General features: G+C 31.5%; 14 protein-coding genes. All 14 read right to left on the bottom strand.

What is annotated here, in order from left to right:
* Position 1: 1 nt before the first annotated feature.
* The 14 genes from pglX to AB3K27_RS06985 all read right to left on the bottom strand — a co-directional run bounded on the left by pglX (position 2) and on the right by AB3K27_RS06985 (position 19,766).
* Entirely contained in the window at positions 2-3,544 is a 3,543-nt protein-coding gene (gene pglX / locus AB3K27_RS07050) for a BREX-1 system adenine-specific DNA-methyltransferase PglX (RefSeq protein ID WP_368490525.1), read from the bottom strand.
* Between the two features lie 270 nt (positions 3,545-3,814).
* On the bottom strand, positions 3,815-4,156 hold the full coding sequence (locus AB3K27_RS07045; protein ID WP_368490524.1) for a hypothetical protein: 342 nt from the start codon (positions 4,154-4,156) through the stop codon (positions 3,815-3,817).
* 108 nt (positions 4,157-4,264) lie between these two features.
* The gene (locus AB3K27_RS07040; RefSeq protein ID WP_368490523.1) at positions 4,265-5,347 is read right to left on the bottom strand and encodes a YibE/F family protein; all 1,083 of its coding nucleotides are present in this window, start codon (positions 5,345-5,347) and stop codon (positions 4,265-4,267) included.
* 94 nt (positions 5,348-5,441) lie between these two features.
* Positions 5,442-7,682 carry an ATP-dependent Clp protease ATP-binding subunit ClpA gene (clpA, locus tag AB3K27_RS07035; RefSeq protein ID WP_368490522.1) on the bottom strand — a complete coding sequence of 747 codons (2,241 nt, stop codon included), beginning with the start codon at positions 7,680-7,682 and terminating at the stop codon, positions 5,442-5,444.
* A 5-nt stretch (positions 7,683-7,687) separates the two neighbouring features.
* On the bottom strand, positions 7,688-7,987 hold the full coding sequence (locus AB3K27_RS07030) for an ATP-dependent Clp protease adaptor ClpS (RefSeq protein ID WP_368490521.1): 300 nt from the start codon (positions 7,985-7,987) through the stop codon (positions 7,688-7,690).
* A 311-nt stretch (positions 7,988-8,298) separates the two neighbouring features.
* On the bottom strand, positions 8,299-9,471 hold the full coding sequence (locus AB3K27_RS07025; RefSeq protein ID WP_368490520.1) for a M20 family metallopeptidase: 1,173 nt from the start codon (positions 9,469-9,471) through the stop codon (positions 8,299-8,301).
* A 25-nt stretch (positions 9,472-9,496) separates the two neighbouring features.
* On the bottom strand, positions 9,497-10,666 hold the full coding sequence (locus AB3K27_RS07020) for a M20 family metallopeptidase (protein WP_368490519.1): 1,170 nt from the start codon (positions 10,664-10,666) through the stop codon (positions 9,497-9,499).
* Between the two features lie 87 nt (positions 10,667-10,753).
* Complete coding sequence (gene opp4C / locus AB3K27_RS07015; RefSeq protein ID WP_368490518.1) at positions 10,754-11,671, bottom strand: oligopeptide ABC transporter permease; 918 nt, start codon at positions 11,669-11,671, stop codon at positions 10,754-10,756.
* A 16-nt stretch (positions 11,672-11,687) separates the two neighbouring features.
* Complete coding sequence (locus tag AB3K27_RS07010) at positions 11,688-12,638, bottom strand: ABC transporter permease (protein WP_368490517.1); 951 nt, start codon at positions 12,636-12,638, stop codon at positions 11,688-11,690.
* Positions 12,639-12,659: 21 nt separating this feature from the next.
* Positions 12,660-13,670 carry an ABC transporter ATP-binding protein gene (locus AB3K27_RS07005; RefSeq protein ID WP_368490516.1) on the bottom strand — a complete coding sequence of 337 codons (1,011 nt, stop codon included), beginning with the start codon at positions 13,668-13,670 and terminating at the stop codon, positions 12,660-12,662.
* Positions 13,671-13,673: 3 nt separating this feature from the next.
* Complete coding sequence (locus AB3K27_RS07000) at positions 13,674-14,669, bottom strand: ABC transporter ATP-binding protein (RefSeq protein WP_368490515.1); 996 nt, start codon at positions 14,667-14,669, stop codon at positions 13,674-13,676.
* 106 nt (positions 14,670-14,775) lie between these two features.
* Positions 14,776-16,395 (bottom strand): ABC transporter substrate-binding protein, encoded by a 1,620-nt coding sequence (locus AB3K27_RS06995; RefSeq protein ID WP_368490514.1) that lies wholly within the window; start codon positions 16,393-16,395, stop codon positions 14,776-14,778.
* A gap of 390 nt (positions 16,396-16,785) precedes the next feature.
* Positions 16,786-18,258 carry an Hsp70 family protein gene (locus tag AB3K27_RS06990; RefSeq protein ID WP_368490513.1) on the bottom strand — a complete coding sequence of 491 codons (1,473 nt, stop codon included), beginning with the start codon at positions 18,256-18,258 and terminating at the stop codon, positions 16,786-16,788.
* A gap of 17 nt (positions 18,259-18,275) precedes the next feature.
* Complete coding sequence (locus tag AB3K27_RS06985; protein ID WP_368490512.1) at positions 18,276-19,766, bottom strand: Hsp70 family protein; 1,491 nt, start codon at positions 19,764-19,766, stop codon at positions 18,276-18,278.
* Positions 19,767-19,785 lie beyond the last annotated feature (19 nt).

Below are 19,785 nucleotides of genomic sequence, written 5' to 3'. Positions count from 1 at the left end.
CTTATTTTTCTAGGGTTTTCACAAGGGGTAAAAATTTTTTGTAATTAGCACTTATGCCTAAGTCTAACTCTAATTCTATGTTCTTGTTAGCCTTACTTATCAATATTTCATCATATATATTCAATTCATCCTGTTGTTTATAAAGAATCTCTAGTTTTTTACTTATAGCCTTCTTTTCTCTTTCACAAGAATCTTCTATTTTATGGGATAAAAATTGTATGTCTTTATATATTTTATCCTGTATCTTATTTACATAACAGTCCCTCATTATAGATAAAATTCCCTTATGGTACCTGTGTACATAAACCAAACAATTGAACGCTTTATATTTCCCTGATGTAAATAACCAATATATAGGCCTTTTTTTATATACTTGAATATGGTCCTTAAAAAAATCATTCATAAAATATCTTCTCAGGGTATCTTCATCTGTTTCACCTTCCTTTTTCCCAAGGGTTTCTGATATGAAGTTTAGATTTTCACATAAAGTTCTTTCCCCAAAAGTTACATATACAAACTGTATAAACCTACATACTATATCATTTTTAAAATAGCTGTGACAAAGTACAGGAATAATATTATCCTTATCTGGCAAATACCTTATAAAATTTGTATTTTTATCACCATAAAGGCCATATGTTCCCCTATCAAAACATATAATACCCTCTTTATCAATAGAATATCTTCCAAACATACATCCCATTGCATAGGAAATGAACGATTTAATATCTCTTTTTTTATCTGCTCTTCTAATAGTAATGTCTTTATCCCAAACTTCCGGTGTCAATTCATCCTGCAGGCCATAAATACTGATAAATATTTTGTTTAGCTCTTCCTCATTATGTTTCAACTTGTTGAACTGATTATTTGCAAATGATTCCCAGAGATTAAATGCATGGCATATATAATACTTAGCCTGTAAATCATAATTACTGGGTATATCTTTTTTATCCCTATCCATGTTTTTACTGTGCATCAATATAAAAGGATGTTTTCTAAAATTCCAGGATGTCTCAAAAAAATCCCAATCCATTTTTGATATACTTATACATTCTTCGCAAAGTTCATTGATTCTTCTTTTTATATCTATATTCTTTTCAATATAGATTGGAATTTGCTTAACTGTTCCGGCAGTAAGATTTAAAGTAGGTGATATAAATTTAAATATATTTATCATTATCCTAGTATTAAAAAAAGCTAATATATAGTTATAATCCTCTTCACTCTTTACAAATATGGAATCTGCAGATTGATCAAAAATGAATCCCTTATTTAGAACTCTTATGGTATTATTTCCAGAAGTTATCCTTTTCCAGCTTATACCCTTCTTAAAGAAAAATTTTTCATTTCTTATGAGAGAACCTTCCTCCGCTCTTACTTCCTCCCCATTGTTTTTCCAGTAGATTACCTCGGAAATATTACCATACCATTTTCGGGCTTCCCCTCCCATTTGATAGGGTATCCAATATTTTATACTATCACTTTCTCCAGTAAAATTAATAAGTTTATATTTTACTTCAAACCAATATCTTATATACTTATTATTATTTCCCGTTTGCATGCCAGTGCATGGAAAAGCTACATTTCCTACCATCTTTGCTTTATTGAGTATTTCAATTTCTCTGTTGGTAAGCCAGTATCCAAATCTGCTGCCTGGAATACTTTTCATTTTGTCTTGATTTAAGGTAAATCTATAATTTACATGTGGATTATCTATGGCTTCTTTAGCTTTAACAGGTTGATTACTAGGGCCTTTAAAGTCTGACAATTTAATATAACTGCCCTGAATATTAACTTTATAATTTCTTAAAGTAAATGTACATATAGGTACTGTAGCCTCCTGAAATCCAGAGTATTCCAATTGGATTAGACTGGTTATACTTTTATGGTCAATTATCTCTTCTCTCAACTTTTGATAAGACTGTATGAACATCCATACAAAAGGAGTCATAAATGCCAATTGTCCATTATATTTTACTTTTGAAAAGCCATATATCATAAATGCAGAAAATATATCACTTTTCGCCTCTGGATAATTTTTTCCAATATACTTTGCCAGAAGTTCAGGTAAATATTTATTACTGATATAAGGAGGATTTGTTACTAAAATATCATATGTATACCCCATTATGCGAGCCTGTTTTATTAATTTTGACAGCTCTCCAATAATTTCTTTTCTTCTTTTTTCCTTAAGTAAGTTACTTTCCCTTATATTTTTTATATATTCTAGTCTATTTAATAGAATATCCTCTTTAAACTCCCTTAATTCTATAAGAGAGCCATATATCTTTGCATCTTTAAATTGATCTATAAAATTTTTCATAATATTATAATGTGTATTATAATCATCACCTAATACATACTCTATATCCTCATTACTAAAATTGTTGGTTTCCTTTATAGATGTTATATTAAATTTTATAGCTTTTCTTTTCATTTTTTCAAGGAGATATTTGTCATATTTCATTCCTTCCATGACAATAACAAAACAAGCAAGCTCGCAGGCTCTATCATGTATATCAAGTCCATAAAGATTATTTTCTATAATTATTTCTGGTATTTCATTTTCATCGTATCCACATTTTTTATATATCTGATGTAATAATCGGAACATATACACCAGTACATGTCCACACCCACAGGCAGGATCAAAACATTTTATGTCTACAATCTTTAAATTTCTATCTGTATACGGTTTTAATTCTTGCTGTAATTCCAAATTTTCTACATAAAATTCCCAGCTTTTCTTAAGATCCTTCTGCTCTGGATGAGCCTCTATCCAATATCTTCCCAGCGAATTTTGAACCATATATTTTACTATCCAGTCTGGAGTAAACAGTTGAGTCGCATAAGGTATTTCTTTTTTTGTGTATTTCTTTTTTGAGCTTATTATTCTATTTTGTTCTTTAGATATGTAATATTCATAAAGCCATCCTATAATTTCCACATGATGCCATAATTCTTCTGGTATTATGTGGATAAGTTTGAATACAAAATTTTTTCCACTTAAGAGATCTTCTGGAAATAACAATTCTGTGTAATCTGCCCATTCTTCAAATATAAAAGGTAGAACTTTATTTAAAGCATTACATCTTGATAATATGACATACCTGAATATACCTTCTACATCCCTATTTAATTTCATGCCCTGAATTTTTCCCATATCCATAGAAAAATCTATTCCATTAATCTCCTGAATTGAATTGTATTCATTATCTTTTATAATAAAAGTTTCAGGTATGTATTTATTAACTTCCATAAATCTTAAGGCAATAAATCTATTAAACCAGGAACAGGCAATTTCCTCAATAACTATGTTATAACCTTCGTCTCCATTTTTATTTAAAGTTTCTATTCTATTAATGATCATTTCTCTCTGCAACTTTTCCCGTTCACTGCATATTATTTTCTCAGAATGCCTAATTGTATCCAAGTTTTCAATATGTTCCTTTTTTATACCTTGCTTTGCAGCTTTTATTTTAACTTTTTCCACAAGTTCTTTTCTGCTTCTGACTGCAAAATTTTTCAATATATTTTTGTTCATGCTTTCATATATCCTCCTTATTAATTAGAAGGGTTATTCATTGATATAAGATCCTAAATTTTAAAACACTTACAATTCACAATAAAAACACTATTAAAATCAAGTGATTCTTAGGTTCAGGTGAAGTTTGCACATGAGGAAGGCTTTTTCTCCATCTGAACCTTAGAAAAACTTATCCAGAAGCATGGCAGTGCTTATTTCTCACTTTGAAGAAAGTAAAAAATATTAGCTACTTACAGCCTTCGGATAAATGAACTCTAATAGTGTTCTTTAGTTTTGAGCTTTATTAAGATCCTTTTCCTCGTCAGGATCTAATGTATCTTTAATAGATTCAAATATTGATTTTATAGTCTTGTTAGTGAAGTCCTCTATTTCATTCATTATTTCATCTTTACTTTTTAATTTAGATATATATACATCCAGTTCCCCTTTATGCAGATTTTTTATAGTCCTAACTACAGCATACTCTCCACTATTATCCTCAGGTATTATGGAATCTCCTGTTTGAAGAGTCAAATATATAGGGTTGGCTGATTTTATCTGACTATGGAATTTCTTTGAACTTTCCAAAATATCATCTGAAATAATATAAAAATTTACAGTAATTTCCATGATGTTGTACACCCTCCTATTTTCGATTTGTTTCACTGTATTATATTATTCCAAATTTAAAAATGTTACTTTTTAACTTTTTAAGCTATTCTTTATAATTTTAGCCAGTTATTTATTTGAATGTGATTTAACTAGTATTGCAGATACAACTGCAGTAATTGGAACTGCAAAAACCAATCCAATACTGCCTGCCAAAGCTTTTAATATCTCTGCTGCGATAATGTCTTGATCTACGGCAGTGGATATAGATGTACTATAGGAATATGCAGAAACCATAATCATTATATACATGGCACCCCCTGCATAAGCAAGTATGAGGGTATTTGCCATAGTACCCATAATATCTTTTCCCACATTCATCCCTGACTTTATAAGCTCTTTTACAGTCATATCCGGTTTGGCACTTCCAATTTCTTTTATGGAAGAGGCTATAGACATGCTTACATCCATAACTGCCCCTAAGGCCCCCATAATTATACCTGCAAAAAGCAATCCTGAAAAGTCAAAATTGGCATTTTGTGCTGTATATATAATGGATTGCATTTCTTCATCGGTAAGTCCATTAACCCTTATTATAAAATTTGAAAATACTGCTATAATTCCTGCAATCAAAACTCCCCCAGAAGTTCCTATAATAGCAGCCAGAGTCTTTTCATTTTTTCCACTTATTATGAGAAGATTTACTACAATTACAAAAATACATACTAGAGAAGACACCAATGTAGGATTAAATCCCTGTATTATAAGAGGTATAAGTACTTTTATCACCACAAATCCGGTTATAATTAATGTTATAATGGATTTTAGTCCTTTTTTCCCTCCAATAATGGCTAGGGAGATTATAAAAAACAATGCCAATTTGTATAAATACTTATACCTTACTATTTCATATATATATGCATCTTCTACATTTCCTTTTTCATCATACCTGTCAATATTAACTAATACTTCATCTCCTACTTTTACAAAACTCTGAGTACTGCTGCTCTCATCTTTAATCTTTCCCCCTACAAAATTTTGAACTGTAATTACTTTACCTTTAAGTTTTCCTGAAATTATTTTAACATCTGCATTGGAAAATCTCTCAGAACCTTTATTTTCTGTAGAATGTATCTTGATAACTTTCCCATAAACAGGACTGTTATCCCCACCTTCACTGCTTAAAGATGACCTTATAAAAAATATAATCACAAGTATTACAATAAATGCTACTAGAAAAATTACAGTTCTTTTATCCCTTTTTAATATTTTAACTCATCCCTCTCAATATAAGTCATCTTATAAGCTATTGTTCCTCACTTTTGATTTTTATACTATCATTTTCTACATCTATAATACTAATTGTATTTTCAATATTCTCATTAAAAAGTACTTTATCTACAAAATAAGGTTTTATATCCTGCTGAACTATTCTAATTATTTCTCTGGCTCCATACTCCAGTGATACACCTTTTTTAGACAACCATCTATAGCATTCATCTGTTACATTTATTTTTATATTTTTAGATAAAAGCTGTTTTTCAAACTGGCCCACAACTTTTTTTGCAACTAAATATGCCATCTTATCATTCATTGAATTAAAATATATTATATCATCCAATCTATTTCTAAATTCCGGGGAAAATATCCTATTTACCTCTTCACTGATAGCATCTTTTTTTACAATTCTATCCCCAAATCCCATAAGCACTTTTCCCACTGATCTGGCACCGGCATTTGAAGTCATTATGATTGTTGTGTTTTTAAAATCAGTTTTCTTTCCTGCATTATCTGTAAGAGTTGCATAATCCATAATCTGAAGCAGTATATTCAATACATCTGGATGAGCCTTTTCTATTTCATCCAAAAGTAACACGCAATAAGGAGTTTTTCTTACAACATCTGTCAAAAGTCCTCCTTCTTCATAACCTACATATCCCGGCGGAGAGCCTATAAGCCTAGCTACTGTGTGCTTTTCCTGATATTCACTCATATCAAATCTAATAAAAGGAATATTTAAGGCCTTTGCCAGTTGTTTACTTATCTCTGTCTTTCCCACCCCTGTAGGGCCTACAAATAAAAGACTTGCCACAGTTTTATTATCTTCATTAAAACCCGCTCTGGATCTTTTTATAGCCCTTACCAGAGAATCTATAGCTTCTTCCTGACCAAACACTTTTTCCTTAAGAACCTTATCTAAATTTTTTAACACCTTGGTTTCATCTTGAGATAATGTTTGCTCTGGTATTTTAGCCATGGCAGCGATAGTTTTTTCTATATGCGCCTTTTCAATAACTATTTTATTATCGTCACTGCTATGGAGTCTTACATAAGCTCCTGTCTCATCTATTACGTCAATAGCCTTGTCTGGAAGGAATCTATCATTTATATATTTTACAGATAAGTCCACCGCTGCCTTTAAAGCTTCTTCTTTATAAGTTACATTATGAAATTTTTCATATTGATCTTTTATACCTAAAAGTATATTATAAGTATCCTCTACTGTGGGTTCTGGTATTTCTATTCTTTGAAATCTCCTAGCCAGTGCCCTGTCTTTTTCAAATATTTTTTTATACTCATCATAGGTAGTTGAACCTATAAACTTAATCTTTCCACTGGTCAAAAAAGGTTTCAAAATATTTGCTGCATCTAAAGATCCTCCAGACACGGAACCTGCCCCTATTATAGTATGAATCTCATCTATATATACAATAGGTTTATCTTCCTTTTGAATTTTTTTAAGTGTATTTTTTATTCTATCTTCAAAATCTCCCCTATATTTAGTTCCTGCTAAAATGGACCCCATATCTAGAGAGTATATCTTACTATCTTTTAATAGATTAGGCACTTTATTTTCTACAATTAATTTTGCCAGACCTTCCGTAATGGCAGTTTTACCCACCCCTGGATCTCCAACATGAATAGGATTATTTTTATTTCTCCTTGATAGTACTTGTATAGTTCTACGAATTATATCTTCCCTCCCTATTAAAGGATCTATACCTCCCATTTTAGCTTTTTCCGTAAGATCTACTGCAAAATCTCCTATATTTAAAACACTTTGTGTATCTTCTTCATCTATTAAGTATTTGGAATCCTCTTCAATGTTATAATCAAACATAGTTGCTGAAATTCCATGGGTTATATAATTCAATATGTCAATTCTCCTTATACCCTGTTTCCTGAGAAAAAAACTGGCAAAACTCTGTTCTTCATCATATATGGATATAAAAATATCCCCCAATTTTATTACCTCTTTTTCAGCAGCCAGAACATGTTCTCCTGCAGAAGTCAATATATTTTGAAGACCTATAGTCTCAAGGGGTTCTTTTTTCTCTGTAATTTCTATATTGTCATTGAAATACTGTAATAAATCTCTTTTTATATTTTTAACATTACCTCCACAACTTTCTATTATATCTATTCCCTCTGGAAAAAATAACGCAGCATACAATACATGTTCAGGAGTAAAGTATTCATGTTTACAATACCTTGCTTCATTATAAGCTGCAGTTATAATTTCATTCACTATTTTATCTAATTTCATAATAACTATTCCTCTTCCATACTAAATTTTAGTGGAAATCCACTATTTCTTGCCATACTGATAGCCTGCGCTGTTTTAGTAGCAGCTATATCATAAACATATATGCCAGCTATGCCTATACCTTTCCTATGAACATCATACATTATTTGCGTAGCTTCTACAGCACTCTTTTTAAATATTTTTATTAAAACATCTACTACAAATTGCATAGTAGTATAATCATCATTATATATAATAACTTTATACATAGGTGGTCTTTTAACATCAACCTTTGAATCTTGTTTTAAAATAGTTTTTTGTGGCATTTTCAACAACCCCATAAGCTTTTAAAAATATACTGTACTTAGAATCATTTTAACACACTTTAAATTTAAAGTGTATAATATTTAAATTTTCGAAATAAAAGCAATATATTAAAGTTCAATAAAAATTTTACTATGATAATAACCTGAATTTGTAAAGATAATTTCGACTGAAAACACAAAAAATCCCATGGAAATGTTTTATTTATAGTAAGTAAAATATAAAATAAAACAAAGATGGGAATTTCACGAAAAATTTATTACCAAAACTATATTGGTTAATAATTTTTTTATTATCTTTTTAATTTTAAATATTAATTTTTTAAGAAATCACAAGCTATCTGAGCGTACACTGAGGCCCCTACCGAAAGACAATCTTCATCAATTGTAAAGTAATTAGAATGCTGTGAATACATATAACCTTTTTTCCTATTTCCGCCGCCAAGTATCAAAAAAGCACCTGGTACTTTTTCCAGATAAGAGGAAAAATCTTCAGAGCCCATAATGGGTGATATCTGATGAATTATATTTTTTTCTCCTATAGCTCTGGCTACTGATTTCTTTACAAATCCAGTTGATTCAATTTCATTAACCGTAGGACTACATCCCATTTCATATGCAAATTCAGCTTTACAGCCATATGTATCACATACACTATATATTATTTTCTTCATCCATTTAGGCATCATTTCTCTAGAATATTGTGAAAATGCCCTATTTGCCCCGGTCATTTCAACTTTTCCAGGAACTATGTTAAATCTTTCACCTGTATTTACAGTACCTATATTAATAACTATAGGGTTTCTTGCGTCATTAAATCTAGTCACAATAGTTTCAAATCCTTTCATTACTGCTAATGCACAGGGAATTGTGTCTACTCCCTGCCATGGAGAAGATCCATGACATGATTTTCCTTTTATAGTAAGATGCCAGGTATCTATAGAAGCCATAAGAAATCCTTCCTGAACTACTACCTGACCTGTTTCGATTAATCCAAAAGTATGCATTCCTACAATCATATCAACTTTAGGATTCTCAAGGACTCCATGTTCTATCATATATGCTGCACCAGCTCCAAGTTCTTCCGCAGGTTGGAAAATAAACTTTACACTGCCGCACAATTCATTTTTTAAATGCGATAATATCTTTGCAGCACCTAAAAGTTCCGTAATATGAGTATCATGTCCACAAGCATGCATGTACCCTTGATTTTTTGAACTATATGAAAGGCCTGTTTTCTCTGTAACTGACAATCCATCAATATCTGCACGAAGTGCAATGACTTTTCCCCGCTTTTTTCCTCTTAGTAATCCAATAACGCCTGTTTTACCTGTAGTAGAAACATCTATATCCATGTTTTTAAGCTCTTCAGATATTATTTTTGACGTTCTCACTTCTTCAAAAGATGGCTCGGGATACATATGAAAATCTCTTCTAAGTTGTACCATCCATGACTTCAGTTTCCTAGCTTCATCTAAAGTATTCATTTTCTTATTACCTCCAATTTCAAAATTAAGCTTTTAAAAAATCTAAAGCTGCCTGAACGTAAGCTGCAGCTCCTATAGGAAGGCAGTCTTCATCGATGGTAAATCGATTGGAATGTTGAGAATACATATAACCTTTTTCTTTGTTTCCGCCGCCAAGTATTAAAAAGGTACCTGGTACTTTTTCCTGATAAGAGGAAAAATCTTCAGAACCCATAATTTTTCCTATTTGAATTATATTTTCTTCTCCTATTACTTTAGATATTGATTTTCTTATAAATTCAGTAAAACTATCTTCATTCATAATAGGCTTAAATCCCTCTTCATACTTAAAATTGTATGTACAACCATATGCACTACATATGCCATCTATTATTTTCTTCATCCACTTTGGCATCATTTCTCTAGAATAACTTGATAATGACCTATTCATGCCCGTTATTTCAACTTTTCCTGGAATCACATTAAACCGTTCACCGGCATTTACAGTTCCTACATTAACAACTATAGGATTTCTTGCATCATTAAATCTAGTCACAATAGTTTGAAATCCCTCCATTATTGCCACAGCACAAGGCATTGCATCTATTCCCTGCCATGGGGAAGATCCGTGACAAGATTTTCCTTCTACAGTAAGACTCCATTTATCTCCATATGCCATAAAAGGACCTTTTTGAACTACTATTTTACCAGTCTCGATCATTCCAAAAGTGTGCATACCTACAATTATATCAACTTTAGGATTCTCAAGAGCCCCATGTTCTATCATATATGCTGCGCCAGTTCCAAGTTCTTCTGCCGGTTGGAAAATGAATTTTACACTGCCGTACAATTCATGTTTTAAATCAGATAATATTTTTGCAGCTCCTAAAAGTTCCGTAATATGAGTATCATGTCCACAAGCATGCATGTATCCAGGATTTTTTGAACTGTAGGGAAGGCCTGTTTCCTCTGTAACTGACAGGCCATCAATATCTGCACGAAGTGCAATGGCCTTTCCCGGATTTTTTCCTTTTAGCAATCCAATAACACCTGTTTTACCTGTGGTAATAACCTCTATGTCCATTTTTTTAAGTTCTTCAGCTATTACTTTTGACGTTCTTACTTCTTCAAAAGACGGCTCAGGATACATATGAAAATCTCTTCTAAGTTCTATCATCCAAGACTTTATGTCTTCAGCTTTTCTTAAAGTATTCATTTTTACAATCACTCCAATTTATTAATAAAATAAATTATTCACTGAAATTTTTTATTTATATATAGTTTCACATTTATAAAAGTTTAATTATCTTGTATTTCTAGGATCAAAAGCATCTCTCAAACCATCACCAATAAAATTAAATGCCAATACAGTGAATATAATCATAATTCCAGGTGGAAACCATAACCAAGGTTTGGTTGTCAAAACAGTAAGAGCCTGGGCATCTGTAAGCATATTTCCCCAACTTGCAGTAGGAGGTTGTACTCCCATACCCAGAAAGCTAAGTGAGGCTTCATATATAATAGCTCTGGCAATTCCAAAAGTTGCATTTACCAAAATAGGTGCCATAGTATTGGGAAGTACATGAGAAAATAACAATCTTGGAGTATTAAATCCCAGAACTACAGCTGATTTTATATAATCCATCTGCTTGATAGAAAGCACATTTCCTCTAACTAAACGTGTTATACCTGGCCATCCAAGAAGACCTAAAACCCATATAATATTTTTAAGGCCAGGTCCAACTATACTTACTATAATCAATATAAGCATCATTTGAGGAAAGGACATAAAAATATCGGTTATACGCATAATAATCATGTCAATTTTACCTCCAAAATATCCTGATATAAGGCCAAGTATCGTACCTATGCTTACACTTAAAATCATAGTCCCAATACCTACAATCAAAGAAATACGAACACCATACACAAGACGACTTAATACATCCCTACCAACCTGATCTGTTCCAAGTACATGACTAGAGGACGGTGCAGCCCCAAACAAATTTTCTACAGCATATGGACTTTTAGGAGCTATAAGTGGAGCAAATATTGCAATTACCGTTAATATACATATAAATATAACTCCAGCTACAGCTATTTTATGCTTTTTAAATCTTTTCATAATTAAATATATATAATTTTCACTAGTTATATCTGTTTCAACAGCTAATGCAGTTGAACCTGAATTATTTCGCAATTCCACTTCCATTTTGCTCATAATATTGATTTCCCTCCTAGTTATATCTAATACGTGGATCCACAATAGAATATATAATATCAATTAATAGATTAGCGACCATGACAACTACGGTTCCAAATAAGATAAGGCCCATTAAAGTGGTATAATCACGACTCATTACAGAAGATATAGTAAGCTGGCCTATTCCTGGCCACTGAAATACTTGCTCGGTAACTACGGAACCACCAAGTAGTGTAACAATCTCCAATCCAGTTACAGTTATAATAGGCAGTACGGCGTTTCTAAAAGCATGCTTATTTATAACAATGGATTCTTTTAATCCTTTGGATCTTGCTGTACGCAAATAATCTTGATCCAGTATTTCAAGCATACTAGAACGTACATATCTAACAAGTGTTCCTGCTTCATTTACCCCAAGGACAACAGCAGGCAGTATTAAATGTTTAAGTACATCTGAAAACCCGTTATCCTGACCTAAAGTTATCATTCCTCCAGAAGGCAATAATTTTAACTTTAAAGCAAAGATATATATAAATACAAGACCTAAGAAAAAAGTTGGAACTGATATTCCAATAAGTGATCCTGTCGAAGATATATAATCTAATTTTGAATACTGTTTGGTAGCACTTAAAATTCCAAGTGGAATAGCAATCACAAATCCAATTATAAGTGCGGAAAACATAAGTAAAAAAGTTGGAAATATTCTTTGTCCTATTATTTGTGATACAGGCTGGAATGAAGTCAATGAATATCCTAAATTGCCATGAAGTACATTTTGAAGCCAACCTAAATATCTTATATATAAAGGTCCATTCAATCCAAGTGCAGCTTTTCTAGCTGCAATATCAGCTGCAGTAAGATGCGGATCAATCATTTTATCCAGTGGACTGCCTGGTGCCATATTAATAATTATAAAACTTATTATAGTTACACCAATTAAAACTGGAATGCTTATTAATATTCTCCGAACAATATAATTAATCATATAAAATGTCCTCCTTATTAATTAAAAACTATCCTGAAAAAAACAAGCTGATAGATGTTCTTCTTTTTCTGCATCTTTTACCTGTTTTAACTCTGGAGTTTTTTTACTGCATATATCTTTAGTAAATTTACATCGGGTGTGGAATCTGCAACCTTTGGGCGGATTTGCTGGACTTGGTACATCACCTTCCAGAATAATTCTCTTTTTATCACGCATATGGGGATTAGGTACTGGATATGCACTTAAAAGTGCTTTAGTATATGGATGTTTTGGATTTGCAAAAATTTCTTCTGTACTTGCAATTTCAACAATTTTACCTAAATACATAACTGCAATTCTGTTACTTATATATTTTACTGCTCCTAATCCATGAGCTATAAAAAGATAAGTAAGATTTAATTTTTCTTGTAGATCTTTTAAAAGATTTAATACTTGTGCCTGTGTGGATACATCCAACGCTGATACAGGTTCATCACAAACAATAAGTTTTGGTCTTAAAGCAAGTGCCCTTGCAATGCCAACACGCTGTCTTTGACCTCCTGAGAATTCATTAGGATATCTATTTTTGAAACCCTTAGGTAATTCTACCCAATCCAAAAGTTTGTCAATTTCACCTGATATTTTATTCTCAGGTATAATTTTGTGAACTTTAAGAGGTTCTGCCAATATATCATATATACGTTTTTTAGGATTTAAAGAAGAATAGGGATCTTGAAATATTATCTGTAAATCAGTACGGATATTAGTCATATTTTTAGTAGAATATGCAGCTATATCTTCATTATTAAAAAATATACTGCCTTCTGTAGGTTCTTCAAGTCTTAAGATTGTACGACCTATGGAGGATTTTCCGCATCCTGATTCTCCTACTAATCCCAATGTTTCTCCAAGATAAATTTTTAAATCTACTCCATCAACCGCCTTTATATACCCCACAGTTTTGGATAGAATTCCCCTTTTTATGGGATAATAAGTTTTCAATTTTTCAAGAGAAAGTAAAACTTTCATCTGTTTTTCTGCTTCTACAATCATATGTTATATTACCTCCTTACCTACTTCCTCCATACTTTCAACTAAAAAACATCTTACTTTATGTTTATCATTAACAAAATTCAAGGTTGGAGCTTCATTTATACACCTTTCGGATGCATAAGGACAGCGATTATGAAAACGGCATCCAATTATATTTTGATAAGTAGATGGAACCATTCCTTTTATAGTCTCAAGCCGTTTATTTACATCTGAATCTATTTGAGGAATTGATTTTATAAGTGCACAGGTATATGGATGTTTGGGATGATCAAATAGTGTAAACACATCCGCTTCTTCAACTACCTGTCCTGCATACATTACAATAACCTTGTCCGCCATTTCTGCTACTATTCCTAAATCATGGGTAATAAGCATGACCGACATTCCCATCTCTTTTCTGAGTTTCTTAATCAAATCTAAAATTTGAGCCTGAATAGTTACATCCAATGCAGTTGTAGGTTCATCGGCAATTAAGAGCTCAGGTTTGCAACAAAGAGCCATAGCAATCATTACTCTTTGTCTCATTCCTCCTGAAAGAGTATGTGGATAATCATTAATTATCTTATTTGCTCTAGGTATGCCTACCAAATTTAACATATTTATTGCATATTTTTCAGCTTCTTTGTAATCTATATCCTGATGTAATTTTATAACCTCTATTATCTGATTTCCTATTGTAAAAAGAGGGTTCAATGATGTCATTGGTTCCTGGAAAATCATAGATATTTTGTTCCCCCGAATATTTCTCATTTCTTTATCATCCAGTTTTACAATATCTTTATTGTTAAATTTTATCTTACCTTTACGTATATAACCTTTCTTTCCCAGCAACTTCATTATAGATAGAGAAGTTACACTTTTACCACATCCGGATTCACCGACTATGCCTACCGTTTCCCCATACTTTATATCGAAGCTTACATCTTCAACAGATATTACTTCTTTTTTATTTGATTTAAATGCTGTTTGAAGATGTCTTACAGAAAGTAAACAGCTCATATTTATCATCCTTTCTACAAAAATTTATAATTTAATATGGCAGAAAATTATAGTATTTAATTAACATATAATCTTTTGCAAATTTTAATTACTTATTTTGTACAAATTATTCGCTCTGTACATCCCATTTATATACATCAATAAACATTCCATAGTTTTTAGGCTTTCCATAAGTTACCCTTTTATTTACGGCCCTTAACTGATTTTGAACATATACTGACGGACAAGGTAAATCCTGTGCAAATATTTCCTGTACTCTATCATAAGTTGCTTTTACTTGAGTTGGATCGATTTGATTTAAACCACTTGTAAGTAAACTATCCATTTCTGCATTACTATATTGTGATAAGTTAAGCCCAAACCCAGTTTTTAATATGGATGATATATCAGGATTCATAGGATAAACAGGTATACCTACCAGGTATATATCAAAATTATGTTTTTTAGCTGTAGCGAGACTTGTAACAAAATCATATTTTTGAGGATTTACTTTTATTCCCACGCTCTCTAAATTTTGAGTTATGATATCTGCAACTTGTTCACGAACTTTGTTTCCTGTAGGTATGTCAAAATTTATAGCCTTATTTGAATCCCATCCTGCCTCTTTCAAAAGTTCCTTAGCTTTTTCCGGATCATATGGAGTAGGTTTTAAATTTTTATTTACAAATTTACTTTCTTTCAAATATGGTAATTCAATCACTTGACCTTGACCTTTTAATAAACTACTTATTATCATATCTCTGTTTATAGCATAGGAAATTGCTTTCCTAATCTTTGAATCAGGTATAGTCTTTGTATTTATCATCAATGTCTGTATAGTGCCTTGAATACCTGATGAATCTGTATTAAGATTACTCATAGCCTTTACTTTTTCATTATCTTCAAAAGGTATTTGCCCTAACTGAGGATCATTCATATCAATTTCTCCACTTTGCAATTGAGCAGTTATATTAGCTCCAGGCATAATTTTGAAAATCAATCTATCTAATTTGGGTGTTCCTTTGAAATAATCTTTATTAGCTACAAATTGCACATATTGATCTTTCACATATTTTTCAAGTTTAAAAGGTCCATTACTTACAGTTGGATTTTGAATAAAGGAACTCTCATAAATCTTATCTGGTGCAGTGCTTTCAAGAATGTGTTTAGGAAGAGCTTTAAGTTTGGTACCTATTGTATCTTCAAATAAAGTCAATTCCATAGGTGCTTTCGTTGTAATTGCCATAGTATGAGCATCAATTTTTTTTATACCGGATATATCAGTGCTGCCGGTAGTATTTTTACCTGAATCATTTAATCCTTCAACAATATTAAAATTTGATGCCACAGTAGATGGCACTTTAGGATTGGATATAAGACCAATAGTATATATTTCATCATCTACAGTTACAGGTTTTCCATCACTCCATTTAGCCTTTGAATTGAGCTTAATTGCAAATGTCTTATTATCCTCTGTAGTAATTGAATCCGCCAGCATAGGCTTATATTTCATGTCATCATCTAATTCAACTAAAGCTTGAAATAGCAATCCACAATTCACTTCCTGCGCAATGTCTGTCCATTCCAGTGGATTAAAGCCACTTGGAGCATTCATCATTCCTACATTAATAATTTTCTTGGAACCTTCTCCAGAACTTCCTGTAGACGAACTTCCACATCCTGGTAGAATTAATGCAAATATACATACAAATAAAATTAATATCTTACTTTTAATGAACTTTTTCATTCATTATCAACCCCCAAAAATTATTTTTTATATAAAATTAATAATTAATTTATAAAACTTGTCTCCCCTCCCAGTATCATTGAAAATATTTCGCATGCGATTTACATGTCTTTATAATAATACCATCATTTTTTACACAATTCAATATAAATCATCAAATATATACATTATTTATTAAAAAATTATTAATTTAATGACATAATATTGATAATTTTATAATGCAAAAACCGACTTATAAATTTACCATATTACACAAATGCATATAATTTACTTTTCATAATAGTTTTAAAATTATAAATTATACTATGTACTATTTGAACATATAAAAAGCACTATTAAATTCATTTTATATAATGAATTTAATAGTGCTTTTTATTAACATTTATTTAACTAGAATTGTTTTTCAATGTGTATATTGCTTTCTTTTTGCTCTACAATAACTTTAATTGTCTGATCTTTATTTATATAAAACGTAACAGGTATATTTAAAGTTCCCTTTGGACTTTCCTTTAATCCCAAAACATTTATTACCCCTATCTTCTTATTATGCTGACATTCTTTATGTTCTCCCTGATAAATTTCTATACTTATTTCCCTCTCATTATCCTCTGAATTTGTAAATGTCACAATTTCCTTATATGGAATTGCCACATTCTTAGGAATAATCTCTACAAAATCTCCCTTATCATCTTTTAGCCCTAATGCATGGGAATTTATAAGAGTTACCTCCAATTTTTTATTTTGGGAAGCTCTGTTGTTTAAATAAGCTCCATAAATAGCCGCTCCCTGACAAACTGCAAGTTCTGGATTTATATCTCCGTATATTTTTCCATCTCCTACAACATCATTTATAATCTCATCTATAAATTTTATTTTGCTGGAGCCGCCTATTTTTATTACCTTGTCAACACTTCTAGGACTTATTCCTCTTTCTTCAAACATCTCTCTTATAATTCTCTTTATTTTCTGGGTATATTCTCTAATACAATTTTTTAGTTCGTATAACGTAACTGTACAATCTACAAAATTTCCTGGCGGCACATCAAATGCCTGTATATATGCACTATTGTCAAAGGATAATGCCTCTTTTGCCCTTATAATCTGTTCCATCAATTTATTTTTAGCTATGTTCTGCTGCCTTTTATCCCTACAGGCAGAAAGTCTGATTCCCTCTCTATCTACTATATAATTGTAAAGTTCCTCATCAAAATCCATACCTCCCAATCTATCATCACCACTTGTGGCTAACACATTAAAAGATATTCTATTTGAGGAATTATTTAAATTAAATAGTGTTAGGTCAAAAGTACCCCCTCCAAGGTCAAATACCAATATATTTTCATCTTCTAAGGCATCACTACTTAAATGAAGTCCATAAGCCAGTGCTGCAGCTATAGGTTCTTGAATTATTCCTATTAAATTCAATCCTGCCATTTTAGCGGCCTTTATTGTATTTGAAATTTCATTTGCCCTAAAATGGTAGGGAACAGTTACTACCACTCCTTCTGATTTAAACTTGCCCTGTGGAAACATTTCTTCCACATTTCTATAAAGATATTTTAAAATTTCTGCTGATATCTCTATGGAATTGTAATCCTTACCCCCTAGTTTTATAGAGGCATATTCATTTCCAATTAAACGTTTTACACCTCTGCACATACTTTCAGGATTCATGATCCCTTTCATAAATGCAATTTTTCCTATAACAAACTGACTTCCATCATTATATACTACAGAAGGAATATTATATTCCCCTTTCAGAGAATAAACTTCTGCTTTAGTTCCAGTCCATCTAGCAATGGAACTAAAAGTTGTTCCTAAATCTATTCCTACTACAGGCGAATGTACACTATCATAAATCACTAAAATATCCCCCCATTTTAAGTTAATTTCATTACTTCAGTTTTATTTATTCCACTTTGTATTTCTTCAATTGTTACTTTTACTTCCTGAGAACGTCCTACTTCAAAGGTAATTTTTATTTCCAGTTGATATTTAGGCATAGGCTTAAGTCCCATAACTTTTACAGTTCCTACATGATCATTGTCTCTGGCTCTTTTAGCTGTACCCTGATATACTTTAACATCAATTTCTGTCTGATTGTCTTCATCTGTTGTAAAAGTCAATGTTCTCTTTGCCGGTGTCCTTTGATTCTGGTGAATAAGTACAACAAAATCTCCTCTGGCATCTTCTACTCCAAGTGCATGAGCGGCAGCTGTTTCTATTTTTATATTCTTACTATAATTTAAGTTATTTGAAATATAAGCAGCATATATAGCCGCTCCTTCCCCTACACACAAACTAGGGTCAATATCTGAGTAGGTCTTACCTTCTCCTACTTCATCTTCTATTATTTTATTCATTATTGGTATCTTACTGGAGCCACCCACCTTTATTATCTTGTCAATTTCATAAGGAGCTATACCTGCACTTGCTATAGTCTTCTTTATAATATTTTTAATTTTAACTATGTAGGACTCTATGGAAGTTTCAAAATCTTTTCTTGTATACTCCGCATCTACATGTACTCCAGGTATTACATCTGGCACTGCAATATAAACGCTTTCTGTAGCACTTAAAGTCTCCTTGCTTTTTATAATTGAATCAAGAAATTTTTTCTTTCCTATTTTTTTTATTTTTTCATCTTTTACACTTTCAAAATCAATTTTTTCCCTATGCATTACATAATCCATAAAAGCTCTGTCAAAATCCATTCCCCCTAATCTGTCGTCTCCCCCTATACCTAAAACATCAAAAAACAGATTATTTTCGTCTTCCTTCACTTTTATTATGGTTAAATCAAAAGTACCTCCACCTAAATCAAATATTAAAAGTTTCTCTTCTCTATTTAAGTGTTTGTTTGAATGGTGAAATCCATAAGCCAGTGCTGCTGCAATAGGCTCTTGTATAATACCTAATAATTTAAGTCCTGCCATTTTAGCAGCTTCGGAAGTATTCTGAAATTGATGGGCTTTAAAATAATAGGGAACTGTAACTACTACTCCTGAAGCTTCATAAACTCCAGAAGGAAACATGGATTTTACATTATTGTACAAATTCTTTAATATCATAGAGGATATCTCTATGGGATTATGTATTTTACTTCCAAGCTTTATTTTAGCATTTTTATCATCCATGAGCCTTTTTACCCCTACAATTACATTTTCAGGATTTAATATTCCACTCATAAATGCTGTATTTCCAAAAATATATTTATTGTTTTTTTCATCATAGTAAACTACAGATCTTACCATTCTTTCACCTTTTGGACTATAAGTTTCCGCCTCTTCTCCAGTCCATCTGGCAATGGAACTAAAGGTAGTTCCAAGGTCTATTCCTATTACAGGTGAATTCTGAGCATCATAGGTCAATTTTCACACCTCTTCCTTT

The organism is Clostridium sp. BJN0013 (genome assembly GCF_040939125.1).
GTDB lineage: Bacteria > Bacillota > Clostridia > Clostridiales > Clostridiaceae > Clostridium_B.
Note: the sequence above shows the minus strand (reverse complement) of the source record. Positions and strands in the feature narration are given on the sequence as shown.